The organism is Dactylosporangium sp. NPDC051485 (assembly GCF_040682015.1).
In the GTDB taxonomy this organism is placed as follows: Bacteria; Actinomycetota; Actinomycetes; order Mycobacteriales; family Micromonosporaceae; genus Dactylosporangium.
The window spans coordinates 75,358-99,820 of the sequence record NZ_JBFAZW010000011.1 but is presented as its reverse complement, the minus strand read 5'-3'; the positions used below and the strand labels follow the sequence as shown (position 1 = coordinate 99,820).

The window sequence follows — 24,463 nt, the reverse complement described above, 5'->3', positions numbered from 1 at the left end:
GCGAAAGGAATCCGCCGTGCACCGATTAGCCGCGACGTCTTTCGTCGCCGTTGCCGCACTCGCCGCCACGCTGCTGGCCGCGTGTGGCGACAGCGGCACCACCCCCGCCGCGAACCCGACCGCGAACCAGCCCACGACCGCGCTCAGCGCCGGCCCCACCGGGCCGAACACCCCCGCGCCGAAGCCGCTGCCGAACGAGGTCACGGTCAACGCCTCGATCCCCTTCCGCAACATCGAGGCGTACGCCCCGCTGCTGCTCGCCGAGCACTTCGGCGAGTTCAAGAAGGAAAACATCAAGATCAATATCCAGCTCGTCCAGACGAACAACCTCGTCGTGCTCATGCAGAAGGGCGACATCGACTTCGCCCCGGCCGCACCGTCGGCGGGCCTGTTCAACGCCATCGCGGGCGGCGCCGACATCAAGGGCATCGGCGGCGGCGTCAGCTGGAGCCCGGCCAACCACCAGGGCTACTACGTGCGCAAGACGCTGCTCAAGCCGGACGGCACGTTCAGCGCCTGCGACCTGAAGGGCAAGAAGGTGTCGACCGGCTCGGCCACCGGGCTGGGCTCGCCGGCCGTGGTCGAGCTGGCCGCGTACCTCAAGACCTGCAACCTCACCGTGAAGGACGTGACGATCGTCCCGCTGGGCGGCGCCGACCTGCTGGCCGGGCTCGACTCCGGCTCCGTCGACGCCGGCAACCTCAGCGACCCGGTCTGGAGCACCGCCGAGAAGGCCGGGCACAAGCTCATCATCCCGTTCACGGCCTCGATCACGAGCTACTGGATGGGCAAGATCCGCACCGAGAAGCCCGACGTGGCCGCGGCCATCCTGCGCGCGCTGGTCCGGACCAGCCGCACCTACCTGCAGGGCGACTACCGCAGCAACCCGGAGGTGAAGGCGGGCCTCGTCAAGTCGATGGAGGCGAAGGAGGAGTCGCTGACCGGGCCGTCCAGCCTGATCTTCGACCCGGACTTCAAGTTCCCGGTCGGCAACATCGGGCCGATCGAGACCGCCTGGGCCGGGATCGGCGGGATCGTCAACTTCGACAAGCCGCTCTCCGACGCGCAGATCTTCGACGACCGGCCGCGGCAGACCGCGGTGTCGGCGTAGCGATGCGCAAGTACCTGGCCATCGGCCACCACGGCCCGGTCGATCCGCAGCTGGGCCTGCGTATCGCCGACGCGGCCGTCGACTGGATCTCGGCGCGGCTGGCCGACGGCACGTTCGACTGCCTGTACTCGATGGCCGGCGGCGGGCGGATGATCGTCGCGAACGCGGGGAGCGAGGAGGAACTGCTCGCACTGCTGCGGGCGGCCCCGGACGCGCCGCGGGAGTGGACGTTCACCGAACTGTTCGACGGCATCGAGGTCATTCGCCGCTACGTCGAGTCGATGCGCTGACTCTTTTCTGGAAAGGGCACTGCGATGCGTGACATGTGGGCGGCCCGGCTCGTGGCTCCCTCGACGTTCGCCCACGTGAGCGTGCCGGCGCCGCTCGCGGCGGCCCTCGCCCCCGGCGAGGTGCTGCTGCGGGTGCGCGCCGGCGCGATCTGCGGCAGCGACATGCCGCTGTTCAAGGGCGCCATCCAGCGCCAGGGCGGCCTGGGCAATCATCCCGACGGTGCGCCGCCGGGCGTGGGCTGCCCGATGCACGAGGTCGTCGGCGAGGTGCTCGCCTCCCGCCATCCCGGCTTCGAGCCCGGCACCACCGCGGTCGGCTGGGCACTGGGCCAGGACGCGATCGCCGAGCTGGTCGTCACCGAGGGCGACTCGCTCGTCCCCGACGACGGCCGGCTGTCCCCCGCCGAGGCGATCGTCGCCCAGCCGCTGGCCTGCGTCATCTACGCGGTCGAGCGGATGGGCGACGTGTCCGGGCAGCGGGTCGCCGTGCTCGGCCAGGGCCCGATCGGCATGCTGTTCAGCCACGTGCTCAAGACGCACGAGGCCTTTGTCGTCGGCGTCGATCGCGTCGACCGGTCGGCGCAGGCGCCGGCCTTCGGCGTCGACGAGTTCGTGCACGCATCCTGCGACCGGTGGGCGGAGTCGCTCGGCCCCGCCGACCGGCCGCAGGTCGTGGTCGAGTCCATCGGGCACCAGGTCGGCACCCTGGCCTGCGCGATCGACGCGGCCGCGGGCGGCGGGCTGGTCTACTACTTCGGGGTGCCGGACGACCTGGTGTACCCGGTGCCGATGCACACGTTCTTCCGCAAGGACCTGACGCTGCGGGCCGGCACGACCAAGGACCGGCAGCGGGTGCTGCGGCTGGCGCAGCAGTACCTGCGTGACCACCCGGCGATCCTGGACGCCTACGTCACCCACCGCCTGCCGATGACCCGCGTCCAGGAGGCCTACGATCTCGCGGCCACGCCGCGCGCGGGTCAGCTCAAAATCGTCGTCGAGGCCGAGTGAGCCTCGTGCTCATCGCGGGCGTCGAGCAGAGGCTGCAGGAAGGCCGGCAGCTCCTGCGGCGTCCGGAGGAACGCGAGCGGGTGGACGATGACGCAGTCGGCGCCGGCGTCCCACAGCGCCCGCGCCTCCTGCAGGACCGGCATGGCACCGGCCTCCTCGGCCGTCGTCCCGTGCGCCACCAGGGTCGTGGCCGCGGTGACGGCGACCGAGCCCGGGGCCCGGCCGACCCGCTCGCACTCCGCGCGCAGGCCGGCGATCGCGGCCCGCACGGCCTCGACCGGCATCGGCGCCGCCCACCAGCCCAGCCCGAGCCGCACGATGCGCTCGATCGCCCGCGGGGTCGGGTTGAAGCCGAACGACAGCCGCAGATCCGCGCCCTGCACCGGGACCGGCATGCTGTGCAGGTCCGCGAACTCCAGCCGCTTCCCGGCATGCGCCGCGGGCCCGCCGGCCCAGAGCGCCCGGCACACGGCGACCTGCTCCTCGAGGTAGCCGAAGCGGCCCTCGAACGCGCGCTCGGTGGTGCGGTACTCCTCCTCCTGCCAGCCGACCCCGAGCCCCACGTCGAGGCGCCCGTCGCAGATGACGTCGAGGGTGGCGAGCTGCTTGGCCAGCAGTACCGCGGGCCGGATCGGCGCGACGAGCACGTTGGTGCCGAGGCGGGCGCGCCCGGTGACGCCGGCGACGGCCGCGAGTGCGGTCAGGGGTTCGTACCAGTTGCTCGTGATCGGGTACGGAAAGCCGACGGTGACCCGCTCCCGGTGCGCGCGCTCGCTCATCGTCACGTGGTCGGGCAGCACGAGCAGGTCGACGCCCATCCGGTCGGCCAGCGCGGCCGCCTCGAGCACCCCGGCGAACCGGCCGCCGTAGAGCTCCTCGACACCCATGAGATTGAAGCCCAACCGCACCATCGCGACCCCGCTTCCGTTGCCAGCCAACCGATTCCCGAACCAAGCAAGTGCTTGGTAGCTTAACCGCGCGGGCCCGGATCGCACCAGGCTCGCCCCGAGGAGGTTTCATGACGAACGAGGATGCGATCCGCGAACTGGTGTGCCGGTACTGCCGGGGCATCGACCGACTGGACATGGAACTGGTCCGGTCCTGCTACCACGCCGGGGCGATCGACCACCACACCGGCTTCGACGGCCCGGTCGAGGCGTACATCGCCTGGGTGGAGCCGAAGCTGCGCGGCTTCGACGGCACCATGCACCTGGTCGCCAACCACCTCGTGGAGGTCGTGGGCGACCGGGCGCTGTCGGAGACGTACGGCATGGCGGTGCATTGGGGCACGCCGTCGGACAGCCCGCAGCTGAACTTCACCAGCGGCTTCCGCTACGTCGACATCGTGGAGCGCCGCGACGGCGAGTGGCGGATCCTGGAGCGGTACGCCTCCCGCGAGTGGACGCGCGCGGAGGCCGGCCTGTTCATGCCCCGCGAGGGACCTGGCCCCGCCGGGCGTCGCGACCGCGAGGACTACGTCTACCGGCTCCGGGACCGGCTGGTCACGCCGTGACGGCGAGCGGCGGCGCCGCCCCGGCGGATGTGATGGTGTCGCCGCTCACCGGAAGTTCGCGGCATGGTCGCGGGCCCACACCGCCGCCCCGGCCTCGGCCCGCTCCGGCCCCGCCGCCCGGCCGGTGACGTCCCGCGCCGTGGTGAGCCGCACGTCGGCCGGAGCCTCGACGACCGGCGCAGTACCGCAGCTCGCCCTTCCCGACAGCCTCTCCCCCAGGCGACGCAGTACGTCCCAGGCGCCTGGGGGAGACTGATGCAGTGCCGCTCGCGACTCATCCTCAACCCCGACGGCACCACGACCGGCTACGCCAGGCGGTCCCTGAGTGCACCGGGAAGAAATGAGCGGACTGCGATTGAAGGCCTTGAGCAGCAAGGTGCGGCGCCGGACGGTGTTGCTGATCCTGGTCCTGGTCGTAGTCACGGTGGCATCAGTGGCTGCCGTGGGCACGTGGCTCTTTGCGAAGCCCGACCCCCGCGCCTATCCGGGTAGTGGCGACTATTCGCTGAGCGACAGCTTGAAGTGGGCGCATATCACGCTGCCGGACTGCGCCCAGTCGGCCGTGCGCTACTCGACGTACTCGGACGCCTTCGGCATGTCTACGATAGTTTCCCTCCGGGTCAGCTCCTCGCGCCAGTGTGTCGACGACTTTCTCACCCAGAATCGGTTCACGGGACCAGCAACCCTGAGTATTGCGGAATTCGTATCTTCCGCGCCTCCGGAATATGGATGGCCGCAGGACCCGGAGAAAACCTTTTCGGTGATCGCCGTGGATTTCGCAACTACGTCGCCGCTTCGGGTGAGCGTTGCGGCCGACCTTGGACCCGAAAGAGCCGAGGTATTCGTTGAAGTGCACAGCGGCTAGTACTCCAGCCGCCGTTTGAGATGTTGCTGGTCGGGCCGGGTGGATGCGGGACGACCACCGCGTGATCGTCTGTGCGTTGTGGACACAACAGTGGCCGCTGGTCACAGCGGAGACCCGGCCGCTTGGCGGCGAGTGCTTGGCGGGGTGCTCGCGTCGTTCGCGGGGCGGTTCGTGCGTGTCGAGCCGAGCAGGACGGCGGCGGCGTTCGTAACGGGGCTCCACGCGGTCCGGCCCGCTGCGCGAATGACAACGGAATCATCAGGTTCCCTCCTGCTTCGCGTCCTGGCCACGACGTCGGCCGAGGCTGACTGGCGAACTCCGGCCGCGCTTTTCCTTGCCCCGAGGCTGGGCATGGCTCGATGGTGGCGACTGATCTCGCCGCATCGACACAGATTCCGACCTGGTGGTCTTGTCGGCACCGTTGGGGCCGAGGAACCCGGTCACGTGACCGGGTTGCACGGTGAAGCTCAGGTTATCGACCGCCAACTTCTTGCCGTAGCGCTTCGTCAACTCGTGGACTTCGATCACTTGACCCATCGTGCCGCCGGGTGGGGTTCGGCGCGTCGGTCCAGGGGCGTAAGCCCGTGGTCGGATCCGCGGTGTGCGGAACGCTATGTGCAGATGGGCCTGCGTCGTATTCCCGCTCACCCCGCCGGCCGGATTTGCCCAAGACGGCGGTTCGAGCCGTTCGGCAGGCGTCCCTTCCGCGATTACGCTCGGACTTGAGGAGGTGATCTCGAATGCCCAGATTCCTGTTTGAGGCAACCTACACGCTCGACGGGCTCCGCGGGCTGTTCAAGGACGGCGGCAGCGGACGAGTCGAGGCGGCCCGGAAGATGGCCGAAAGTGCCGGCGGACGACTTGAGTCGTTCGACTTCAGCCTGGGTGAGCCCGACACGTTCGCAATCTGCGAACTGCCGGACAGCAAGTCGGCTGCCGCAGTCGCGCTCACCATCGGCGCATCCGGTGGAGCCAACATCAAGACTGTGGCGCTGCTGGCCCCGGACGAGATCGATCAGGCGGTTCACCAGACCGTCGAATACCGCGCGCCCGGCATCTGATCCGACCGCATCCCCGTTCACGACCTTCATGTCGCCGTGGACGCGGGTGGCGCAGACCTTCAGGAGGTCGTCGATGGCGTGGCCGGCCCGCTCGGCGACCTCCAGCGCGTCGCCGGCCCGCCCCCGCGGCGAGCACGACGGGACGATAGGCCCCGTCGTGCTGGCTGCAGCTCGACCTACCTCGCGCTGAGCGGCATCGAGGCCGGGGTGACCGGGGTGGGCAGGCGTCCACCATCGCCCAGGTACTGGTGGACCGCCGCGGCGGCCGAGCGGCCCTCTGCGATCGCCCAGACGATCAACGACGGTCCCCGACGGGCGTCGCCGGCGACGAAGACGCCCGGCGCCTCGGTCTGCCAGTCGCCGCCGGCGTCGATCGTGCCGCGCCCGTTGCGGGTGAGCTTCGCCTGGGCCAGGTGCGGTCCGGGCTGCGTACCGGCGAATCCGATCGCGAGCAGTGCCAGGTCGGCCGGCACCTCACGAACCGTGCCTTCGACCTCGCTCAGCGTGAAGCCGGGGCCGATGAGCACGTCCACCAGCTCGACCGCGCGCAGCCGCCCCTCGTCGTCGCCGACGAAACGGCGCACCGCGCAGCCGAAGTTGCGCTCGCCGCCCTCCTCGTGCGCCGAGCCACTGCGCAGCATGGTCGGCCAGGTCGGCCAGGGATCGCGGCCGCCGTCGCGCTGCGGCGGAGGCAGCGGTGCCACCTCCACCAACTGCACGCTGGCCGCGCCCTGCCGGTGCGCGGTGCCGAGGCAGTCCGCGGCCGTGTCGCCGCCGCCCACGACGATGACATGCAGGCCGGCCGCGTCGATCGGCGGCGCGTCCAGCGAGCCGGCGACGACCCGGTTCGCGCCCTCCAGGTACACCATCGCCTGGTGAATACCGCTGAGCTCGCGACCGGGAGTGGCCGGCACGTCGCGCGGGTCGAGGGCGCCGCAGGCCAGGACGACGGCGTCGTGCCGCTCCCGCAGCTCGGCCAGCGAGACGTCGACGCCGACCTCGCAGCTGGTGACGAACGACACTCCCTCGGCGGCGAGCTGCTCGACCCGCCGGTCGATGTGGCGCTTCTCCAGCTTGAAGTCGGGGATGCCGTAGCGGAGCAGGCCGCCGACGGCGTCGCTGCGCTCGTAGACGGTCGTCGCGTGCCCGGCCCGCGCCAGCTGCTGCGCGGCGGCCAGACCGGCCGGGCCGGAGCCGACCACGGCCACGCTGTGACCGGAGGGCGTCACGGGGGTGAAGGGCCGCAGCGGCCCGCCGTCGGTGAGGCGGTTGATGATCTCGACCTCTACCTGCTTGATCGTGACCGGGTCGTCACCGATGCCGAGGACGCAGGCCGCCTCGCACGGTGCCGGGCAGAGCCGCCCCGTGAACTCGGGGAAGTTGTTCGTGGCGTGCAACGCCTCCGCGGCGCGCTCCCAGTCGCCGACGCGCACCAGGTCGTTCCAGTCCGGGATCAGGTTGCCCAGCGGACAGGCGTTGTGGCAGTACGGGACGCCACAGTTCATGCACCGGCTGGACTGCTCGTGAATCACCTGTCCGTCGACGCGCTGGTACACGTCGCGCCAGTCGGCGACCCGCTCGGGCACCGGGCGCAGCAGCGGCAGCTGCCTGCGGTACTTCATGAATCCCATCGGATCAGGCATGACTGGCCTCCATCGCCTGGCGGTGCATCCGGATCGCGACGGGACAACATTGGCCCGAAATGTGAGACGGCTATCCCACTGTCGTGGATGGCACCCTAACCGAACCGCCCGGGTGTCTGACAAGGGCCAGAAGCACCGAATGCGCCACACCCACCGTCGAGCGACGTCCGCGGCGGCACCGGGCGAGCCCCCCACAAGCAGGGCGGCGCTCGCCCGGAGCGCCCAGCGCGGTGGTGCAGCCGTCAGGGAGTCTTGGCCACAGTCAGGAGCACGGCGACGTCTTCGACGGCTTCCAGGCCGTGCCGGGCGGGCGGCACGATGAGCAGATCCCCGGTCCTGCCCTCCCACGAGGTCTCACCGCTGTGCAGCCGTACGCGCCCGCGCAGCACGAGCAGCGTCGCCTCGCCGGGGTTTTCGTGCTCGGCCAGGGACGTGCCCGCGCGCAGCGCGACGAGGGTCTGCCGCAGGGTGTGTTCGTGGCCGCCGTAGAGGGTCTCGGCGCTGCGGCCGGTGGAGGAGGCCGCCGCGCGTTCCAGGTGCTCGCGTGCCCGGGCGTCAAGGGAGAGCTTCTGCATGGGTATGCCTTCCGTTACTGGTCGGGACGGGACGCCGATGCCAGGCTCGGTGAGATGGGCGGCGACGCTGCCGCCGCCAGAGACTTCAGCCGGCCGACACCGGGGCGGCACGCCACTGCTCGGAGCCGAACACCTCGTAGCGGATCCGCTCGTCGGGGACGCCGCGGCGACGCAGGCCCGCGCGGACTGTCTGCATGAACGGGACCGGGCCGCACAGGTACACCTCGGCGTCCGGGCGCACCGGGATGGCGTCCACGTCGACCAGGCCGGTGAACGCGTCCGGGGTCGGCTGCTCGTACCAGACGAGGGAGTCGAAGGAGTCCAGCCGTGCGCCGCTGGCGTGCATGTGGGCGCGCAGCGGGTGCCGCTCGAGGCTGCGGTCGGCGTGCACGGCGGTGACGTGCCGGGCCGGCTGGGTGCGGGCCACGTGGTCCAGGATGGCGGCCATCGGCGTGACGCCGACCCCGCCGCTGACCAGCAGCAGCGGCGTGTCGCCGGGGGCCAGGGAGAGGTCGCCGTACGGCTGGCTCAGCCGCAGCCGGTCCCCGGGGGTCGTGTGGTCGTGCAGGAAGCTGGAGACGACCCCGTCGGGCGCCCCGCCGTTGCCGCGCACGCGCCGCACGGTGATGCGCAAGGTCTGGTCGTCGGCGGCCTGCGACAGCGAGTACTGGCGCAGCTGGCGGGTGCCGTCGTGCAGGTCGGCGGCGACGGTGACGTACTGCCCGGGAAGGAACCCGGGGGTCGGGCGGCCGTCGGCCGGAGTGAGGACGAACGAGACGGTGTCGTCCGCCTCGGCGGTCTTGCTGGCGATGACGTACTCGCGCCAGGGGTTCTCGCCGTCCACGGCGGCCTCGGCGTAGATGCGCGCCTCGCGCCCGATCAGCCGGGTGGCGAACAGCCAGTAGACCTCGTCCCAGGCGGCCGCGATCTGCGGGGTCACCGCGTCACCGAGCACGGTGCCGACCGCTGCGAGCAGATACCGGCCGACCATGGTGTACTGCTCGGGGCGGATGCCCAGCGCGCAGTGCCGGTGCGCGATCCGGTTCACCAGGTGCTCGAACGTCACGGCGTCCGGGCCCGCGCCGACCAGGTGCGTCGCGAAGGCCGCCACCGCACCGGCCAGCGCCTGCCGCTGCTCGCCGGTGGCCTGCGCGCTGCGCGTGAACAGGTTGAGCAGGTCGGGGTTTTCGCCCAGCATCGTGTGGTAGAAGACCTCCGAGATGGCGTCGAGGTGGTCGGCGACGACCGGGAGGGTCGCCTCGACGATCGGGGCATTCGTGGCTGACAGCATGGTTGTTCTCCAGATGAGGGGAATGGGTCGCGCGATCAGGAGCGGCCCAGGCTCAACAGCACCTGCCGCACGGGTGGCGCGGTGAGCTCATCGATCGTGATCGGGTCGAGGGTGGCGTAGAAGGCCTCCTGCGCCCGCCGCAGCGCTCCACGCAGCCGGCAGCCCTGGCTCAGGGGACACGCCGGGTCGCCGGTGCACTCGACGACCTCCGTCTCACCCTCGAGCTCACGCACCAGCCCGCCGACGGACGCCGTCCGGGCCGCGGCGGCCAGCCGCACCCCGCCGCTGCGTCCGCGCACGGTCTCCAGCAGCCCGAGGTGCTGCAGGCGCTGCACGACCTTGGCCAGATGATGCCGCGGCACGGCGACCGCGTCGGCCAGCTCGTCGATGGTGAGCAGGCCGTCGCGGGTGGCACCCAGCATCAGGATGCGCAGGCTGATGTCCGTGGAGCGATTGAGGCGCATGAGTCGACCCTACCCAAAGAGGACTCCAAGATTCCTGTTTTATGGGGTACATCACGGGAGCATTCGCCCACCGACCCCGCCACGTCGCGCCGGCGAGCGGCCACGACGCGCGAGGCGATGGTCGGGTTGCCACCGTATTGACAGGCGTTGAACTCCGTCGATTCAATGGGGCGCCGGAGTCACCCCTGACGGAAGCGGGGCAGCGATGACGGAACGGATCCCCGTCGGGTTCACCGGTGCGCGGGGCGGCGAATGCGGGCTGAGCTGGGGCCAGGTTGCGATCTGGCGCGCGATCCAGCGCCTCGTGCCCGACGATGCGAGCCTCAACATGAGCTGGGTGACCGCCCTCGAGGACGAGGGCATCTCCGTCGACACGCCGCTGTCGAGGATCACGGACACGGTCGCGTACATCATGGCCCGCCACGAGTCGTTGCGCACCAGGGTCCGGCTCGACGAGGCCCGCGAGGCGCGACAGGTGCTGGCGCGGGACGGCGTCATCGAGCTCGTGGTCGTCGACGCGGAGCGGGCCGGGGCCGCCGACGCGGCCCGGCAACTGCAGCGAAGCCTCACCGAGCCGCCGTTCGACTACCCGGACGAGTGGCCGCTGCGGGTCGGCGCGGTGCGCGTCGGCGACGTCGTCACCCACGCCGTCTTCGCCATCTGCCACCTCGTGACCGACCGGGGCGGGCTCACCGCGCTCGTGCGCGACGTCCTGGACAGCCTCGCCGGCCGCACGACGCTCGATCCGCCCGACCGGCAGCCGTACGACCAGGCGCTGCACCAGCAGTCCGACGCGGGGCGACGGCAGAGCGAGAAGGCGCTGCGGTACTGGCAGCGTCACCTGCGCGCGGTCCCCCGCAGCCGGTTCGGCGAACCCGGCGGCGAGCCCCGGTTCGTCAGCGCCACCCTCAGCTCTCCCGCCGGCGACCAAGCCGCCAGCCTGCTCGCCGGGCGCGAGCGGGTCAGCACGTCGGCGGTCGTCCTCGCCGCCGCCGCGGTGCAGCTCGCCCGCCAGACCGGCGCCCGCGAGGCCGTCCTGCAGGTCATCGTCAGCAACCGGTTCCGCCCCGGCCTCGCCGATTCGGTCGGGCCCGCCTCGCAGGACGGGCTGTGCGTCATCGAGGTCGGCGACGACGAGCTCGGCCCCGTCATCGGCCGGGCCATGCAGGCCTCGATGCAGGCGTACCTGCACGCGCAGTACGACCCGGTCGCCCTCGATGCGCTCGTCGCGCAACTCGGCGACGTCGACCTGTCCTGCTCGTTCAACGACCGCCGCTTCGACATGCAGACCCCCGTCTCCGCCGCGACGGGCGTCAGCGCCGACGGGCTGCGCGCCGCACTGCCGCGCACGGCGCTCACCTGGGAGCCGGTCGAGCAGTACGGCGCCCGCTACTTCCTGCACGTCAACGCCGTGCCCGGCGTGCTCGACCTCACCCTCTTCGCCGATACCAGCGTCTTCGACCGCTCGAAGGTCGAGGAGCACCTGCGCGGCATCGAGCGGCTGCTCGTGGCAGAGGCGATCGGCGCTCTCACCGTGACCGCCTAACCCAGGAGCCGGCGAGGCCCGCCGCCCCTGCGGACAGCGAGCCGTGCCGGTGGTACACACGCGCAGGTGCAACGGAACGGCTCAGCTCATGGCGTGAGCTCGGGTAGCGGATTGCCTGTCCGGGCGTCGACGACCCGGCGAGCACCGAGCGGTGCGTAGAGCGTGGCGGTCAGTTCGTACGGCAGGCCGATGTCCGGGCCGTTGCCGCTCGGCGCACGGGTCCGCACCGCGACGACAACCGCGTCCGGCCGCTCCTCGAACCGCGCCAGTGTGATCGTGTCGCCCACGCCGAGCGTGAACCGCACCGTCAGCCGCCGGTCGTCGGAACCCGGGCGACGATAGCCGTCGATGGTGACCGGCCCGTCTCCCGGCCTGGCCAGCCAGAAGACGGTGCCGGCCGCCGCGGCCAGGAGGAGCACCACAACGACGACGAGACGCATAGATCCCCCGATTCGAGAGGTAACGGTGATGGCCTAACCAGAGAGCGCTCTCTCGCGCTTCGGGACGCTACGACCATCGAGCACGCGCCGTCGCCCCTGTTCACATGGCGCACACTCCGACGAATGCGGACGGGGCCGCTTCAACGGCGACGCGGACGACACCATCGCAGCCACGTACACCGTGACGCGGCGCACCGAGCCGCGGATCGCCGCAAGGGTCTGGGCCGCGCTCGACGACGCGCGGACGGCGTTGAACGCCGGGGCTGACACCGGCTCCTACGAGCCCGCCGACCGTGACGTCACCGCGGTGGAGCGGTCGGCGCTCATGCGTGCGCAGCGCCCCGCTGCCTATCGCCTGAACCCGCGGTAACGCCCCGCATGGAGCCGCCTGATTTCTACATGTGAGCGCCTTCTCGGGACCCGGACCGGGCTGTTTCCATGGCCGATGCCGCCCCGCGCCGACGCCATCGACGCCCCGGCAAATCCGGGCCCCATCGCGGGATCGGACCATCGCCCAATTGCATCGATGACTCTAAATTGCGGGATACTATACACTGTGGACGCAAGTGCGCCGCAGGCTTTCGATACAGCGTCATGCGACGCCGGCACGGATACGGACAAGCCGACGGTGCGACCATTATCCAATGCGCTTGGTTGCCGTCTGATCGGCGACAGGACATAGCAAGCCGGCTTTAACTGAATAGCAAGTCGGTGCGGGCTGAATGGTGTTCGCCGGACCGCACGGTTCGGCTTCATCAGAAAAGGAGTTGTGCCGATGCTGAAGAAGGCCACGACGCGCATCAAGCTCGACCAGATCGCCGCGTCCGGCGTCCAGCTGCGCGAGGACGAGCTGCGGCAGATCAGCGCCGGGATGCGCAGCCAGGTCTGCACGAAGGGCAGCGGGGGCTGGTCGTGCTCCGGCGACGGCATGAGCGACTGACCGGGTAACCGGACGACGCGCTCTGACATATCGTCATGACTGAACAGATCCTCGTCCTCACGGACGCCGAAGATGTCACCGCCGAACGGGTCGCGGCGCTGCTCACCTCCCGCGGAGCCGAGGTGCTGCTCCTCGATCCGGGGGTCGTGCCGACCGGTGCACAGGTCGACATGATCGCCGGCGGAACCGGCCGCGTTCGCCGGTGGCTGCGTCTCGGCGGCCGGGACGTCGATCTGGACGGTCTGACGTGTGTGTGGCACCGGCGCCCGACCGCGCCGGTGCCACCCCACACCGTCGGCGACCCGGACGTGCGGGCCCACCTGTCCGGCGAGGTGAAGACCTACCTCGACGGCCTGTGGCGGGCGCTGGCCTGCCGCCAGGTGCCCGCCACCCGCGACGTGATCGACCGTGCCGATCGCAAGTCGTACCACCTCGCGGTCGCCGTCGAGCTGGGGTTCGCGGTGCCGCCGACGCTGATCACCGCCGATGCCGACCGGCTGCTCGACTTCTACGACGAGCACGACGGGAAGATCATCACGAAGCCGTTGCACCGCTCGCCGCGCGGCACCGCCGAGGCGCCCATGGGCCGCTACACGGAGCCGGTGAGCAACCGCGACCTCGGATACATCGCGGCGCTGCGGCTGTCGCCGATGATCGTCCAGGCGTACGTGCCGAAGGACTTCGAGCTGCGGGTGACCGTCGTCGGCGCGGCCGTCTTCGCCGTCGAGATCCATTCCCAGGCGACCCGCCACACGCGGTACGACTGGCGCCGCTACGACCACCAGAACACCCCGCTGCAGGTCCACTCGCTGCCCGGTGACGTGGCAGAGCGCTGCCGCGCGCTGGTGGAGCGCCTCGGGCTGAGCTACGGCGCCATCGACCTGATCCTGACCCCGGAGGGGGAATACGTGTTCCTGGAGATCAACCCCAACGGGCAGTACGACTGGCTCGAGCTGGCCACCGGGTTGCCGATCACCGCGGCGGTCGCCGACCTGCTGCTGACCGGCTCGGTCGAGGCGCCGGCATGACGTTGCTGACGGAGGCGGCCGGACTGCTGCGCGCGGCGACCGCCGAGAAGGCCGGGCGGGCCGAGGTACGGGCCCGGGTCGACGCGCTGCGCGCCCGGCACCCCGAGGCGGGACTGCGCCTGCTGTGGCAGCGCGAGGAGTACGACGGGTCGCTGCACTACGACCTGCTCGTCCGGCAACCGGTTACCGACGCGGGCGTGGTGTCGCTGTCATGGTGCCCGGACGACGCCCTGCCGTGGCCGTTGCGCGGCGTACAGCGCGGCGGCGAGATGCTGCTGGTGCGGGTCAACGGGTTCGAGCTGGGCGTGGCCGACGCGATCGGCTTCCTCGACCTGCTGTGGCGGGAGGCGCCGCTGCGCGACCGGCTCGTGGACACCTGCCTGGTGCGCCTGGCCCTGGACGCCGACGGCACGGACCTCGACGACGCGGCGCTTCAGGACGCCGCCGACGCGTTCCGGCGGGCGCGCGGCCTGCTCACGCTCGAGGACACCCGCGCCTGGATGTCCCGCGAGCGGCTCAGCGACCAGCAGTTCGAGGACCTCGTCGCGCACCAGGCCCGGGTGGCGAGGCTGCGCGAGCAGGTCACCGCCGGACGGGTCGACGCCGAGCTCGCCGTCGACCCGGGCCGTTATGACCAGCTGCGGCTGGTGCGGGTGGAGGCCGCCGACGATGCCACCGCGGCCCGCCTGGCCGCGGCACCGGACCTGCTCGCCGCCGCGGCGGCCGACTTCGCCGCCGGGACCGGGCCGGCGCCGGAGCTGATGACGGTCACGCGGGCGGACCTCGATCCCGCGCTGGCCGAGGCGATCGCCGGCAACGCGCCGGTGCCGCTCGCCGGCGGTTATCTCGTCGCCGCGGTACTGGGTGCGCAGCCCGCCACCCGCGACGCGGTCTCGCGCCGACTGTTCGGCGAGTGGCTCGCCGAGCGGCGGGCCGCGGCCCGGATCGAGTGGAACTGGGGCCCGGCATGAGCGGTCCGGAGCGGAGCGGCGCCTGGTCCGGGTCGACTGCCGCGGAGCCTCGTCGAGCCGGGCCGGGCGTTGGGGCCGCGATCCATGGGCGCAGGGGTGGCTCAGGCCGGCGCCGGAGCGCAGCGGCGCCTGGTCTGGGTCGATCAGCGCGAAGCCCCATCGAGCCAGGCTGGGCGGAGGTGACGGCATGAGCGAGGGCAACCTCACTCGCGACGGGGTGTTCCTGGCCGCCGCGGTGCGCCGCCACGCGGAGGCCGGCCGGGTCGAGCCGGAGCGGTTGCGAATCCTGCCCGTCCGGCTGTTCGCGGCGTTGTGGCTGGCGGCCGCGCTGCTGCTCACCGGGCTGGGCGCGGTGCTGCTCGCGATGAGCGCCGGGCCGGTGCCCCGGTGAGCCGCCGGCGCCTGCCGGAGCTGCGCCAGGTCAAGGCGGCCGACTGCGGTGCCGCCTGTCTGGCCATGGTGCTCACCTACCACGGGCGGCCCACGACGGTACGGCAAATGACCGCCGACCTCGGGGTCTCCCGCGACGGGCTGAGCGCATTGGCCCTCGTCGAGGAGGCCGGCCGGCACGGCCTGCACGCCCGGGCATTCTCGATGCGCCCCGAGGAACTGGCCGCGGTGCCGACGCCCGCGGTGCTGTACTGGAACTTCAACCACTACGTGCTGCTGGAGCGCTGGGGCCGCCGTCGGGTGCATCTGCTGGACCCGGTCTCCGGGCGGCGCCGGCTCACCCGCGAGGAGTTCGACGTCGGCTTCACCGGTGTCGTCGTCGGCTTCGAGCCGGGCCCGGACTTCCGGCCCGGCGACGCCGAGCCGGACCGGCCGGCCTGGCGGCGGCAGTGGCTCAGCGCGGCGCTGCGCCGGTACCGCGGGCTGCTGGCACAGGTACTGCTCGCCTCGGTACTCCTGCAGGTGCTCGGCCTGGCGGTGCCGGCGCTGTCGGCGGTCCTGGTGGATCGGCTGCTGCCCACCGGCACCACCAACCTGCTGGCCCCGCTCGGCCTCGCCGTCGCGGTCGCCGTCGTGGCGCACGCAGTGCTCGGCTTCCTGCGCACCGCGCTAATGCTGACCCTGCGCTCACGCGCCGACGACGACGTCACCGGCGGGGTGGTGCGGCACCTGTTCGCCCTGCCGTACCGCTTCTTCGCCGAGCGCGGCAGCGGCGACCTGGTGATGCGCACCCAGAGCGTCGCCGCGCTGCGCGACATCCTCTCCGGTCACGTGTTGTCGACGCTGCTCGACGCCCCGCTGGCGCTGGGGTACCTCGGCCTGGTGCTGTGGCGCGACCCGGTGTTCGGCGGCTTCCTCGCCGCGCTCGCGTGCATCCAGCTGACGATGCTGCTGGTGACCCGCCGCCGCGTCGCCGAACTCGCCGAACGGGAGCTGCACGCCTCCGCCAAGGCGCAGGCGCAGCTCATCGAGGCGCTGAGCGGCATCGAGACGCTCAAGGCCGCCAGCGCCGAGGAACGCGCCGTCCAGCGCTGGTCGTACCTGCTCGCGGGGCAGCTCAACGCCGGCACCCGGCACGGCCTGGTGCGCGGCGCACTGGAGACCGCGCTCGGGGCACTGCAGTACCTCGCACCGGCGCTGCTGCTGCTCATCGGCGCCCAGCGCGTCCTGCACGGCGAGCTGAGCCTCGGCACCATGCTCGCCCTCGGCGCGCTCGCCACCGCGGCGCTCGCCCCGCTTTCGTCCATTGTGGACAACCTGCACCAGCTGCAGCAGACCGGCGCGCACCTGGCCCGCCTCGACGACATCCTGGACGAGGCGCCGGAGGAAGGCGGCCGGGCGGCGCCCGCCCACGACGGGCGGGTGTCCGTGCGCGACCTGAGTTTCCGGTTCGACCCGCGGGCGCCGTGGGTGCTGCGCGGGCTGACGTTCACGATCGAGCCGGGTCAGAAGGTCGCGTTCGTCGGCCGCTCCGGCTCGGGCAAGAGCACCCTTGCCCGGCTGCTGCTGGGCCTGTACCAGCCGACGGAGGGTCACGTGTACCACGGCGGGCACGACGCGGCGGCGCTCGACGTGCGCACGCTGCGCCGGCAGTTCGGCGTGGTGACCCAGGACCCGACGCTGTTCACCGGCAGCGTGCGGGAGAACATCAGCCTGACCGACCCGGGGGCGCCGCTGTCCCGGGTGGCCGCCGCGGCGGCCGCGGCCGGCATCCACGACGACATCATGGCGATGCCGATGGGCTACGACACGCTCCTCGTCGACGGCGGCGGCCTGTCCGGCGGCCAGCGCCAGCGCATCGCCCTGGCCCGGGCGCTGCTGCCCGATCCGCGGGTGCTGCTGCTGGACGAGGCGACGAGCAATCTCGACCCGGCGACCGAGGCGTACATCGAACAGGAACTGGCCGACCTGCCGCAGACCCGCATCGTCATCGCGCACCGGTTGAGCACCGTCCGTGACGCCGACGTCATCTACGTCCTGGACGGCGGGCGCATCGTGGAACACGGCAGCCACGACGAGCTACTCGCCCTCGGTGGCCGTTACGCGGAACTCGCCGCGCTGCAGTCGGTGGCCGGGTAGGCACGGCGCACGAGCCCGGCCGTGGGGCGAACGGCCGCCGCCCCCCGTTGTGGCGGCGGCCGTTCGGGCTCGGTTCAGCGATCCTGGTCGAGGAACGCGAGGGTGACGGCGGCGAACAGCGGCGACAGGAAGACGTCGTAGTGGGTCAGGCCGGGCAGGATGGCCAGCGCGTGGCCGCCTTTCGGGCGGCTCTCGCCCATCCAGCCGCCGTCGCGCAGGCCGCCGTCGAGGAGGTTGAAGACCTCGACGAAGTGGCTCGGGGGTGCCATGTCGGCGTCGGCGGCGACGATGAGGGTGGGGACCTGCAGGCCGCGAACCTCGTCGGTGAAGTCGAAGTCCTTCGCCATGGCCTCGCCGATCTTGTCGAGCAGCCTCGGGAAGTCCTCGGGGCGGGGCGCGACCCGCTGGTACAGCTCGTACATCGGGGTCTCCTTCATGAACTCGGCGGCGGCCGCGCTCACCTGACCCTGCTGCTGCAGCATCTCGGAGTAGATCGCGTCGCGGCGGATGTGCGCCGACGCGGAGACCAGCCGGCCGACCTTCTGCGGGTGGCGGATCGCGACCTGGAGTGCGACGCCGCCGCCGAGGGAGTAGCCGACGACGGCGGGCCTGTCCAGGCCGAGGTGGTCAATGAGGGCGGCGACGTCGTCGGCCATCAGGCGGACGTCGAGCGGCCGGTCGATGTCGGCGGTGCGGCCGTGGCCCTGCAGGTCGACGGCGATGACCTGGTGATGGCCGGCCAGCACGGGCAGGACCGGCCCGAACATCTCGCCGGAGCCGAGGCCGCCGTGCAGCAGGATCATCGGGCGTCCGGTGCCGTGCGTCTCATAGTACAGGTTGATGCCGTTGACCTCGGCGTACTGCCCGGACCCGGCGTCGGCGCTCCACGTGGTGGCGGTCATGGTCTGCTCCTCAAAAAGCGCGTTCAGGATGCTCGGTTCGTACTGTCCCTGGTTCTGACCAGGCGTGGGTCGAGAACTCATCGGTCCCAACGAAACGGATTTCCCGCGCCGTCTCGGTTAGGTTCGGGTGATGAGCGATATGGCGACGGGCACGTCGATCGAGTCGCAGCTGGAGCCGTACCGCACGGAACTGACCGGGTACTGCTACCGGATGCTGGGGTCGGCGTTCGAGGCCGAAGATGCGGTCCAGGACACGTTCGTGCGGGCCTGGCGGGGTTTCGAGCGGTTCGAGGGGCGTTCGGCGCTGCGGTCCTGGCTGTACCGGATCGCGACGAACGTGTGCCTCACGATGCTGGGCAGCGCGCAGCGGCGGGTGCGGCCGATGGATCTCGGCCCGGCCGGGTCGGGGCGGGCGAGCGACCCGGGCGAGCCGCGCCCCGAGCAGATCTGGCTGGGGCCGGCGGCGGACGGGCGGGTGCTGCCGGAGGTCGCCGACCCGGCCGACGTGGTCGCCGCGCGCGAGTCGGTCCAGCTGGCGTTGGTCGCCGCGTTGCAGCACCTGCCGCCGCGGCAGCGGGCCGTGCTGATCCTGCGCGAGGTCCTCGCGTGGTCGGCGCAGGAGGTCGCCGACCTGCTCGGCACGTCGGTGCCCAGCGTCAACAGCGCCCTGCAGCGGGCCCGGGCCACGCTCGCGGCCACCGACGTCACCGCCGACGTCGCCGACCCCCTCGATGAGGAACAGAAGGCGCTGCTGGCGCGGTACGTGCAGGCATTCGAGGCGTACGACCTGGAGGCGCTCACGGTGCTGCTGCGCGAGGACGCCACGCTGTCGATGCCGCCCTTGCCGCTGTGGCTGCGCGGCCCGGACGACATCGTCGCGTGGATGCTGGGCACGGGCCACGGCTGCCGCGGGTCCCGCCTGGTGCCGGTGGCGGCCAACGGCATGCCGGCGTTCGGGCAGTACCGCCCGAGCCTCACCGGCGCCGGACACGACCCGTGGGCGCTGATCGTGCTGGAGCTGTCCGGCGGGCGCATCGCGGCGCTCAACAACTTCCTCGACACGCCGCGGCTGTTCCCGCTGTTCGGCCTGCCCGCCCACCTGGACTGACGGGCCCCGCCACGTGTCGGTGCTACCGCGCGAGCAGGGAGCGCAGCACCTCGATGATCTCGGCCGGGGCCTCCTCGGCCATGAAGTGCCCGGCGGACGTTGTGCGGTGCTCCAGGTCGGCGGCCCAGGAACGCCACACGGCGGCGGCGTCGTAGCCGAGGGCGGCTCCCCAGTCCTGCTGGACGACGCTGACCGGCATGCCGAGCCGGTGCCCGGCGGCCCGGTCGGCCCGGTCGTGCTCGACGTCGATGCCGGCCGAGGCGCGGTAGTCGGCGACGATGGATGGCACGGCCTCCCGGGAGGCGCGTAGGTACTCGGCCCGCACGCCGGATGGGATGGCCTGCGGGTCGCGGGCCCAGATGTCGAGGAAGTGGCCGAAGAAGGCGTCCGCGCTCGCGCTGATCATCCGCTCGGGTAGTCCGGGCGGCTGGGCCATCAGGTACAGGTGGAACGCGACCGCGGCCGCGGACCCGTGCAGGACGTCCCACATGTCGAGCGTCGGCAGGACGTCGAGCGCGGCCAGATGGGTGATCGCGGCGGGATGGTCGAGACCGGCGCGGACGGCGACGAGGGCACCGCGATCGTGGCCGGCCAGGGCGAAGCGATCGTGGCCGAGCTCGGCGGCGAGGGCGACGATGTCGGCGGCCATGGTGCGCTTCGAATACGTGCCCGTGTCGCGCTCCGCGGGCTTGTCACTCGCCCCGTAGCCGCGCAGGTCCGGGCAGATCACGGTGTGCCCGGCGCTCAGGCCCGCCGCGACGTGCCGCCACATCAGGTGGGTCTGGGGGAAGCCGTGCAGCAGCACCAGAGGGCTGCCGGTGCCGCCCACCGCCACGTTCAGCGTCACGCCGTCAGCGACGGCGACGCGCCGATAGTCGAAACCGGGAATGACAGAACCCACGATCGTCCCTTTCTGGTCGGTGATTGCGTTCAGCGTGCCGGTTGCCGATGAGCAGCCGATGAGCGCGATACGTTGGTCGGGTGCGGGTCGGGTTCGGTGTGCTCGGGCCGGTCGTGGCGTGGGACGAAGCCGGCGCCGTGATCGACGTGAAGGGGCCGAAGCATCGTGCGGTGCTGGCGCGGCTGGTCGTCGCGCGCGGCCAGGTCGTTCCCGTCGGCCGCCTCGTCGATGACCTGTGGCGGACACCTCCTCCCGGCGCGGTGAGCGCGGTTCGCACGTTCGTGGCGGCGCTGCGGCGCGCGCTCGAACCGCGGCGCCCACCGCGTGAACCTGCTCGGCTGCTGGTCACCGTGGGCCCCGGCTACGCGCTTCGGGCCGCGCCGGACGCCGTTGACGCCTGGCGGTTCGACACCGCGCTCGCCGCCGCGTCCGCCGCGCCTGCGCCCAGGGCGGCCGAGCTTCTCGACGCCGCCCTGAGCTGGTGGCGAGGTCCCGCGTACGCCGACTTCGAGGACGAGGGGTGGGCCGGCGCCGAACGATCCCGGCTCGAACAACTGCGGCTGAACGCGCTCGAGCAGTACGCCGAGGCGCGGCTGGCGCTGGGGCGCCCCGCCGACGTGGTGCCGGACCTCGACGCCCATGTGGCCGAGCACCCCTGGCGGGAAGAGGCGTGGCGGCTGCTGGCGCTGTACCGCACGGGGCGGCAAGGGGACGCGCTCGCGGTCCTGCGCCGAGCTCGTGGCCTGCTGCTCGATCAGCTCGGGCTCGACCCGAGCCCGCGGCTGGGTCGCCTGGAGGTCGACATCCTCCAGCAGGCCGACCGGATCAGCGGGGGCGCCGGCTCGCCGGGGCCGGAGCGAATCTGGGCGGAGGCCACGGCGGCCTACGACCGGGCCGTGGCGACCGGCTCCCGGGCTCGGCTGGAGTCGACGGTCAGCCTGCTGCGCAGTCTCGCGGTGACCGGGGCGAGCGGGCTGGAGGCGGCACGGTACCAGCGGCTCGCGGCCATCGACGCGGCCGAGCAGCTGGGCGATGCCGAGCTCACCGCCCGGGTGATCGGCGGCTACGACGTGCCGGCCATCTGGACCCGCTCGGACGATCCGCCGCAGGCCGCGCAGGTCGTGGCGGCGGCCGAGCGGGCCCTGGCCGCCCTGCTCCCCGGCGCGCCGGACGCCACACGGGCCCGCCTGCTGGCCACGATAGCGGTGGAGTCGCGTGGCACCCGTGGCGCGCGCGGACTCGAGGCCGCCCGGGAAGCCGAGCGGATCGCCCGCCGCCTGGGCGACCCGGCCCTGCTGGCCTTCGCCCTCAACGGCGTGTTCATGCAGACCTTCCACCGCGCCGGCCTCGCTCCCGACCGGGACCGGATCGGTGCCGAACTCGTCACGCTCTGCGCCCGCAACGGCCTGGTGACGTTCGAGATCCTCGGTCACCTCATCCGGCTGCAGGCCCGCGGCGCCCTTGCCGACTTCGCCGCCGCCGACGCGCACGCCGCCGCCGCGGACCGGCTCGCCGAGCGGCACGAAAGCCCGCTGACCGGTGTGTTCACGCAGTGGTACCGGGCGCTGCGCCTGGCCGCGACCGGCTCCTCGACGCGGGCCACGGAGGGCGCCTACCGGGACGCGGCGGCACGGCTCGCCGGCGCCGGCATGCCCGGGGTCGACCGGGGCCTTCTCCCGCTGGCGCTGCTGTGCCTGCGGGTGTGGCGCGGCGAGCCGGCCTCCTTCGACGACGACACCGACTGGGGGCCGTACGATCCGTGGGCGCGCCCGCTGGTCCTGCTCGCGCGCGATCGGCCGGCCGACGCCGCCGCAGCCCTGCGCCGGACCCCGCAGCCGCCGCGCGACCTGCTGTTCGAGGCACTGTGGTGCCTCACCGCCCAGGCCGCGGTCAGGCTGGGCGACCGACCGACGATGCAACGGGCCCGGACCGAGCTCACGCCCGCGGCCGGCGAGCTGGCCGGGGCCGGCAGCGGCATGCTCACCGCCGGACCCGTCGCCCACCATCTCAGCCGGCTGGCGGCGGCTCTCGGCGAGTAGCCCCTGCGGGCACGGTTTGCCGGCGCGACAACCGGCTCGCGGGTGCGCCGGCCGCGGGACGGCGGGGGCCCGCCTCGAAGCGGTGGAAGACGGCGGTCAACGCGGCCAGGGCCGCGGCGAAGGCGGGGAGCCACAGGAGCCGGGCGAGGGGCCACGTGCCGTCCGGCGGGTCGAGCAGGCCCCGTGGGCGGCCGGTGGGCAGGGCGGCGAACGTCACCAGCAGCAGCGCCGTCTGGTGCCACAGGAACACCGTCATCGCGGCAAGGTTGAGCAACGCGACCGGGGCCCACGCCGCCGGGCGGCGCAGCACGCCGGCCAGCCACGGACGCAGCAGCAGGTACAACCCCAGCTGGGCGGCCGCCAGGGCCATCGCGAACAGCGACGGTGGGTCGAGGTTCGAGAACCGGTCGCCCGGCACGCCGACCGCCGACGCCGGGTAGCCGAACCGGAGCACCAGCGCGGCCCCGCCGGTCACGCCGGCGGCGAGCAGCGGCAGGCCGGCGCCGCGGGGCAGGCGGCCCTGCGCGAGGGCCATGCCCAGCAGATACGGCGCCGACCAGCCCACCGGCACCATGACGATGACCCACCACGCCGGTACTCCGGATTCGCGCGACGCGTCGGTGAGCGCCACGAGTGCCAGGGGCGCCGCCGCGGCCCACGGGCCGGCCCGCGCGACGAGCGGGCGCAGCACCGGTGTCAACGAGGACAAGCCCAGGTACGCGAGCAGGAACCACAGCGGGTGCGTCACGAGCGACTCGACGACGTGCCGCGTGGGCTGCGGCGCGCCGACGGCGTCGAGCACGGCGAAGGCGGGGACCCACACCGCGGCGAAGGCGAGCACCGGGCGGACCAGCCGGCGGATGCGCGTGCGTGCGCGGCTGCGCATCGCCGCGTAGCCGGCGGCGAAGAAGAACGGGCCGAGGGTCTGCAGGAGCCAGCTGGCCGGCGCGAGGTACGGCGCGGCGGACAGCGGGCTCTCGCCGTGCAGCCGCGACGGGTCGAACGGGTCGCTGACCACGGCCGAGACCAGCCAGTGCCCGGCGACGACGCCGGCGATCGACACCGCCCGCAGCGCGTCGACGGTGCGGTCGCGGCCGGCCGGCGTGCGCCGTTCGATGCGCGCCGCGAGCCCGGCGGTCACGGCCGGTCCTCCGGCCGGTCGTCGCCGAACAGGGCGATGCGGGTGAGGCTCGACTGGGCGTCGGTGCCGAGCGCGAGGTAGTGGTCGTGGTCGGCGACGCCGTCGGCGGCGAAGCGGCGGGCGCCGAACGCCGGGTCCGCCGGTTGCCGGCCGTGCCCGAGCCCGGACATCTGCACGCCGGGCACGAACCGCATGACGTCGTGCGGGGACAGCGCCGCCCACACGCGGGCGGTGGTGCCGAGCTGCGCCGCGGTGGCGACGCCCATGCCGGGGCTGCCGAACGCGGCGATGTCGGTGACCGCCGCGGGCAGCCGGTGGGCGGCCAGGCCGATGACGGTGGAGCCGTAGCTGTACCCCAGCAGCGCCATCGTCGCATCCGGACGGACGGCGGCCAGTCCGGCCACGAGGCGGACCAGCGCCTCGGCCCCGGCCCGCGCCAGGTCCTCCCGCGCCGCCGGGAGATCGATGCTGTCGGGCGCGTCGTACCCGAGCCACACCACGACGGCGAAGCCGTCCGCGGCAGTCCCGTAGCGCCGGGCCTCCTCCTCGATGCCGAGGCCCTGCAGGGCCGGCGAGCGCAGCGCCCGGCCGCCGACGCCCCGCCAGAAGTTCCCGGCCCGGTTGCCGGCGCCGGGGACCAGCACGGCGATCCGCCGCGCGGTCGCCAGGTCGCCGAAGACCTGCGCGACGCGGCCCTGCCCGCGCGGGTCGAACAGGAGGAAGTCGCCGTCCCGGCCGGCATACGGCTCGCCCGCCGCCGCCATCGTCCGGCGATTCGCGTCGTACCGCAGTGCGACCGGCGCGCCGTCGAGGTTCCCGACGACGCCCGGGTAGGCGGCGGCCAGGTCCCGCCGCCCGTCCGGCCCGAGCCCGTCGAGGAACCGCGCGATCTCCCCCGGGTCGGCGGTCATCGGGTCGGGCAGGTGCCGGGCGTCGGCCTGCCACGCCTCGATCCCCGGCGGCGGCACGACCCGCGCCGCGCCGGGCGCCGCCAGCACCGTCCCGGCCGCCGGGGCGAGCGCCACCGCGACGGCCGCCAGTGCGCTCAGCAACCGGCGGGGCATGTCGTATCCCTCGTCATGCCATCACGGTCCCGG

Annotated in this window: 24 protein-coding genes and 2 pseudogenes; 15 read left to right on the top strand and 11 right to left on the bottom strand. The window is 72.7% G+C overall.

What is annotated here, in order from left to right:
• The first annotated feature begins 16 nt into the window (after nucleotides 1-16).
• Genes AB0M46_RS08785 through AB0M46_RS08775 form a run of 3 tightly spaced genes read left to right on the top strand, consistent with a single transcriptional unit; the run spans nucleotide 17 to nucleotide 2,409 of the window.
• A complete protein-coding gene (locus tag AB0M46_RS08785; RefSeq protein ID WP_363333947.1) occupies nucleotides 17-1,111 on the top strand; it encodes an ABC transporter substrate-binding protein in 1,095 nt (364 codons plus the stop codon).
• A gap of 2 nt (nucleotides 1,112-1,113) precedes the next feature.
• Nucleotides 1,114-1,401, top strand: a complete 288-nt coding sequence (locus AB0M46_RS08780; protein ID WP_363333945.1) for a hypothetical protein — start codon at nucleotides 1,114-1,116, stop codon at nucleotides 1,399-1,401.
• Between the two features lie 24 nt (nucleotides 1,402-1,425).
• Entirely contained in the window at nucleotides 1,426-2,409 is a 984-nt protein-coding gene (locus tag AB0M46_RS08775) for an alcohol dehydrogenase catalytic domain-containing protein (protein WP_363333943.1), read from the top strand.
• Here the strand turns inward: AB0M46_RS08775 and AB0M46_RS08770 are convergent.
• On the bottom strand, nucleotides 2,379-3,320 hold the full coding sequence (locus AB0M46_RS08770) for a TIGR03619 family F420-dependent LLM class oxidoreductase (protein ID WP_363333941.1): 942 nt from the start codon (nucleotides 3,318-3,320) through the stop codon (nucleotides 2,379-2,381). The two genes, AB0M46_RS08775 and AB0M46_RS08770, sit on opposite strands and share 31 nt — an antisense overlap.
• A 107-nt stretch (nucleotides 3,321-3,427) precedes the next feature.
• Between AB0M46_RS08770 and AB0M46_RS08765 the strand changes: the two genes are divergently transcribed.
• On the top strand, nucleotides 3,428-3,922 hold the full coding sequence (locus AB0M46_RS08765; RefSeq protein ID WP_363333939.1) for a nuclear transport factor 2 family protein: 495 nt from the start codon (nucleotides 3,428-3,430) through the stop codon (nucleotides 3,920-3,922).
• Nucleotides 3,923-4,286: 364 nt separating this feature from the next.
• Nucleotides 4,287-4,787, top strand: coding sequence for a hypothetical protein (locus tag AB0M46_RS08760; RefSeq protein WP_363333937.1), 501 nt, complete (start codon nucleotides 4,287-4,289; stop codon nucleotides 4,785-4,787).
• A 402-nt stretch (nucleotides 4,788-5,189) separates the two neighbouring features.
• On the opposite strand, the pseudogene AB0M46_RS08755 reads toward AB0M46_RS08760, so the two are convergent.
• Nucleotides 5,190-5,324: pseudogene (locus AB0M46_RS08755) on the bottom strand (ABC transporter ATP-binding protein); the annotation flags it as partial.
• Nucleotides 5,325-5,527: 203 nt separating this feature from the next.
• On the opposite strand from AB0M46_RS08755, the gene AB0M46_RS08750 reads away from it, so the two are divergent.
• A complete protein-coding gene (locus AB0M46_RS08750; protein WP_363333935.1) occupies nucleotides 5,528-5,848 on the top strand; it encodes a GYD domain-containing protein in 321 nt (106 codons plus the stop codon).
• A 176-nt stretch (nucleotides 5,849-6,024) separates the two neighbouring features.
• Here the strand turns inward: AB0M46_RS08750 and AB0M46_RS08745 are convergent, their stop codons facing one another.
• The 4 genes from AB0M46_RS08745 to AB0M46_RS08730 form a co-directional block, all read right to left on the bottom strand.
• Nucleotides 6,025-7,491, bottom strand: coding sequence for a glutamate synthase subunit beta (locus AB0M46_RS08745; protein WP_363333933.1), 1,467 nt, complete (start codon nucleotides 7,489-7,491; stop codon nucleotides 6,025-6,027).
• 242 nt (nucleotides 7,492-7,733) lie between these two features.
• Entirely contained in the window at nucleotides 7,734-8,066 is a 333-nt protein-coding gene (locus tag AB0M46_RS08740; protein ID WP_363333931.1) for a cupin domain-containing protein, read from the bottom strand.
• Nucleotides 8,067-8,151: 85 nt separating this feature from the next.
• Entirely contained in the window at nucleotides 8,152-9,357 is a 1,206-nt protein-coding gene (locus tag AB0M46_RS08735) for a globin domain-containing protein (RefSeq protein WP_363333929.1), read from the bottom strand.
• Nucleotides 9,358-9,392: 35 nt separating this feature from the next.
• Nucleotides 9,393-9,821: an Rrf2 family transcriptional regulator gene (locus AB0M46_RS08730; protein WP_363333927.1), complete on the bottom strand. Its 429-nt coding sequence runs from the start codon at nucleotides 9,819-9,821 to the stop codon at nucleotides 9,393-9,395.
• 205 nt (nucleotides 9,822-10,026) lie between these two features.
• On the opposite strand from AB0M46_RS08730, the gene AB0M46_RS08725 reads away from it, so the two are divergent.
• Nucleotides 10,027-11,367: a condensation domain-containing protein gene (locus AB0M46_RS08725; RefSeq protein WP_363333926.1), complete on the top strand. Its 1,341-nt coding sequence runs from the start codon at nucleotides 10,027-10,029 to the stop codon at nucleotides 11,365-11,367.
• Between the two features lie 86 nt (nucleotides 11,368-11,453).
• On the opposite strand, the gene AB0M46_RS08720 is transcribed toward AB0M46_RS08725, so the two are convergent.
• On the bottom strand, nucleotides 11,454-11,807 hold the full coding sequence (locus AB0M46_RS08720) for a hypothetical protein (RefSeq protein WP_363333924.1): 354 nt from the start codon (nucleotides 11,805-11,807) through the stop codon (nucleotides 11,454-11,456).
• 184 nt (nucleotides 11,808-11,991) lie between these two features.
• Here AB0M46_RS08720 and AB0M46_RS08715 point away from each other — a divergent pair.
• From AB0M46_RS08715 to AB0M46_RS08690, 6 genes and pseudogenes are all read left to right on the top strand, one after another.
• Nucleotides 11,992-12,153 (top strand): annotated as a pseudogene (locus AB0M46_RS08715) (MerR family transcriptional regulator); the annotation flags it as partial.
• 429 nt (nucleotides 12,154-12,582) lie between these two features.
• Nucleotides 12,583-12,747, top strand: coding sequence for a hypothetical protein (locus tag AB0M46_RS08710; RefSeq protein ID WP_363333923.1), 165 nt, complete (start codon nucleotides 12,583-12,585; stop codon nucleotides 12,745-12,747).
• 35 nt (nucleotides 12,748-12,782) lie between these two features.
• Entirely contained in the window at nucleotides 12,783-13,775 is a 993-nt protein-coding gene (locus AB0M46_RS08705) for an MvdC/MvdD family ATP grasp protein (protein ID WP_363333921.1), read from the top strand.
• Nucleotides 13,772-14,746 carry a TIGR04500 family putative peptide maturation system protein gene (locus AB0M46_RS08700; protein ID WP_363333919.1) on the top strand — a complete coding sequence of 325 codons (975 nt, stop codon included), beginning with the start codon at nucleotides 13,772-13,774 and terminating at the stop codon, nucleotides 14,744-14,746. Before AB0M46_RS08705 ends, AB0M46_RS08700 begins: the two co-directional genes overlap by 4 nt.
• Nucleotides 14,747-14,933: 187 nt before the next feature.
• Complete coding sequence (locus AB0M46_RS08695; protein WP_363333918.1) at nucleotides 14,934-15,137, top strand: hypothetical protein; 204 nt, start codon at nucleotides 14,934-14,936, stop codon at nucleotides 15,135-15,137.
• On the top strand, nucleotides 15,134-17,275 hold the full coding sequence (locus AB0M46_RS08690) for a peptidase domain-containing ABC transporter (protein ID WP_363333915.1): 2,142 nt from the start codon (nucleotides 15,134-15,136) through the stop codon (nucleotides 17,273-17,275). The genes AB0M46_RS08695 and AB0M46_RS08690 overlap by 4 nt, the downstream gene beginning before the upstream one ends.
• Nucleotides 17,276-17,349: 74 nt before the next feature.
• On the opposite strand, the gene AB0M46_RS08685 is transcribed toward AB0M46_RS08690, so the two are convergent.
• Complete coding sequence (locus tag AB0M46_RS08685) at nucleotides 17,350-18,177, bottom strand: alpha/beta fold hydrolase (RefSeq protein ID WP_363333913.1); 828 nt, start codon at nucleotides 18,175-18,177, stop codon at nucleotides 17,350-17,352.
• 130 nt (nucleotides 18,178-18,307) lie between these two features.
• Here AB0M46_RS08685 and AB0M46_RS08680 point away from each other — a divergent pair, with 130 nt between their 5' ends.
• Nucleotides 18,308-19,285 (top strand): sigma-70 family RNA polymerase sigma factor, encoded by a 978-nt coding sequence (locus tag AB0M46_RS08680; RefSeq protein WP_363333911.1) that lies wholly within the window; start codon nucleotides 18,308-18,310, stop codon nucleotides 19,283-19,285.
• A gap of 22 nt (nucleotides 19,286-19,307) precedes the next feature.
• On the opposite strand, the gene AB0M46_RS08675 is transcribed toward AB0M46_RS08680, so the two are convergent.
• Nucleotides 19,308-20,186: an alpha/beta fold hydrolase gene (locus tag AB0M46_RS08675; protein ID WP_363333909.1), complete on the bottom strand. Its 879-nt coding sequence runs from the start codon at nucleotides 20,184-20,186 to the stop codon at nucleotides 19,308-19,310.
• Nucleotides 20,187-20,266: 80 nt separating this feature from the next.
• Here AB0M46_RS08675 and AB0M46_RS08670 point away from each other — a divergent pair, with 80 nt between their 5' ends.
• Nucleotides 20,267-22,225 carry a BTAD domain-containing putative transcriptional regulator gene (locus AB0M46_RS08670; RefSeq protein WP_363333908.1) on the top strand — a complete coding sequence of 653 codons (1,959 nt, stop codon included), beginning with the start codon at nucleotides 20,267-20,269 and terminating at the stop codon, nucleotides 22,223-22,225.
• Here AB0M46_RS08670 and AB0M46_RS08665 read toward each other — a convergent pair.
• Both AB0M46_RS08665 and AB0M46_RS08660 read right to left on the bottom strand, forming a co-directional pair.
• Entirely contained in the window at nucleotides 22,194-23,366 is a 1,173-nt protein-coding gene (locus AB0M46_RS08665) for an acyltransferase (protein ID WP_363333906.1), read from the bottom strand. The two genes, AB0M46_RS08670 and AB0M46_RS08665, sit on opposite strands and share 32 nt — an antisense overlap.
• Nucleotides 23,363-24,430, bottom strand: a complete 1,068-nt coding sequence (locus tag AB0M46_RS08660) for an alpha/beta hydrolase (RefSeq protein WP_363333904.1) — start codon at nucleotides 24,428-24,430, stop codon at nucleotides 23,363-23,365. Before AB0M46_RS08660 ends, AB0M46_RS08665 begins: the two co-directional genes overlap by 4 nt.
• Nucleotides 24,431-24,463 lie beyond the last annotated feature (33 nt).

Excerpts from the sequence above, each read along its gene's own strand:
- AB0M46_RS08780 (WP_363333945.1), top strand. The coding sequence starts at position 1,114 with ATGCGCAAGTACCTGGCCATCGGCCACCACGGCCCGGTCGATCCGCAG.
- AB0M46_RS08775 (WP_363333943.1), top strand. The coding sequence starts at position 1,426 with ATGCGTGACATGTGGGCGGCCCGGCTCGTGGCTCCCTCGACGTTCGCC.
- AB0M46_RS08770 (WP_363333941.1), bottom strand. The coding sequence starts at position 3,320 with ATGGTGCGGTTGGGCTTCAATCTCATGGGTGTCGAGGAGCTCTACGGC.
- AB0M46_RS08765 (WP_363333939.1), top strand. The coding sequence starts at position 3,428 with ATGACGAACGAGGATGCGATCCGCGAACTGGTGTGCCGGTACTGCCGG.
- AB0M46_RS08750 (WP_363333935.1), top strand. The coding sequence starts at position 5,528 with ATGCCCAGATTCCTGTTTGAGGCAACCTACACGCTCGACGGGCTCCGC.
- AB0M46_RS08745 (WP_363333933.1), bottom strand. The coding sequence starts at position 7,491 with ATGCCTGATCCGATGGGATTCATGAAGTACCGCAGGCAGCTGCCGCTG.
- AB0M46_RS08740 (WP_363333931.1), bottom strand. The coding sequence starts at position 8,066 with ATGCAGAAGCTCTCCCTTGACGCCCGGGCACGCGAGCACCTGGAACGC.
- AB0M46_RS08735 (WP_363333929.1), bottom strand. The coding sequence starts at position 9,357 with ATGCTGTCAGCCACGAATGCCCCGATCGTCGAGGCGACCCTCCCGGTC.
- AB0M46_RS08730 (WP_363333927.1), bottom strand. The coding sequence starts at position 9,821 with ATGCGCCTCAATCGCTCCACGGACATCAGCCTGCGCATCCTGATGCTG.
- AB0M46_RS08725 (WP_363333926.1), top strand. The coding sequence starts at position 10,027 with ATGACGGAACGGATCCCCGTCGGGTTCACCGGTGCGCGGGGCGGCGAA.
- AB0M46_RS08720 (WP_363333924.1), bottom strand. The coding sequence starts at position 11,807 with ATGCGTCTCGTCGTCGTTGTGGTGCTCCTCCTGGCCGCGGCGGCCGGC.
- AB0M46_RS08710 (WP_363333923.1), top strand. The coding sequence starts at position 12,583 with ATGCTGAAGAAGGCCACGACGCGCATCAAGCTCGACCAGATCGCCGCG.
- AB0M46_RS08705 (WP_363333921.1), top strand. The coding sequence starts at position 12,783 with ATGACTGAACAGATCCTCGTCCTCACGGACGCCGAAGATGTCACCGCC.
- AB0M46_RS08700 (WP_363333919.1), top strand. The coding sequence starts at position 13,772 with ATGACGTTGCTGACGGAGGCGGCCGGACTGCTGCGCGCGGCGACCGCC.
- AB0M46_RS08695 (WP_363333918.1), top strand. The coding sequence starts at position 14,934 with ATGAGCGAGGGCAACCTCACTCGCGACGGGGTGTTCCTGGCCGCCGCG.
- AB0M46_RS08685 (WP_363333913.1), bottom strand. The coding sequence starts at position 18,177 with ATGACCGCCACCACGTGGAGCGCCGACGCCGGGTCCGGGCAGTACGCC.
- AB0M46_RS08680 (WP_363333911.1), top strand. The coding sequence starts at position 18,308 with ATGAGCGATATGGCGACGGGCACGTCGATCGAGTCGCAGCTGGAGCCG.
- AB0M46_RS08660 (WP_363333904.1), bottom strand. The coding sequence starts at position 24,430 with ATGCCCCGCCGGTTGCTGAGCGCACTGGCGGCCGTCGCGGTGGCGCTC.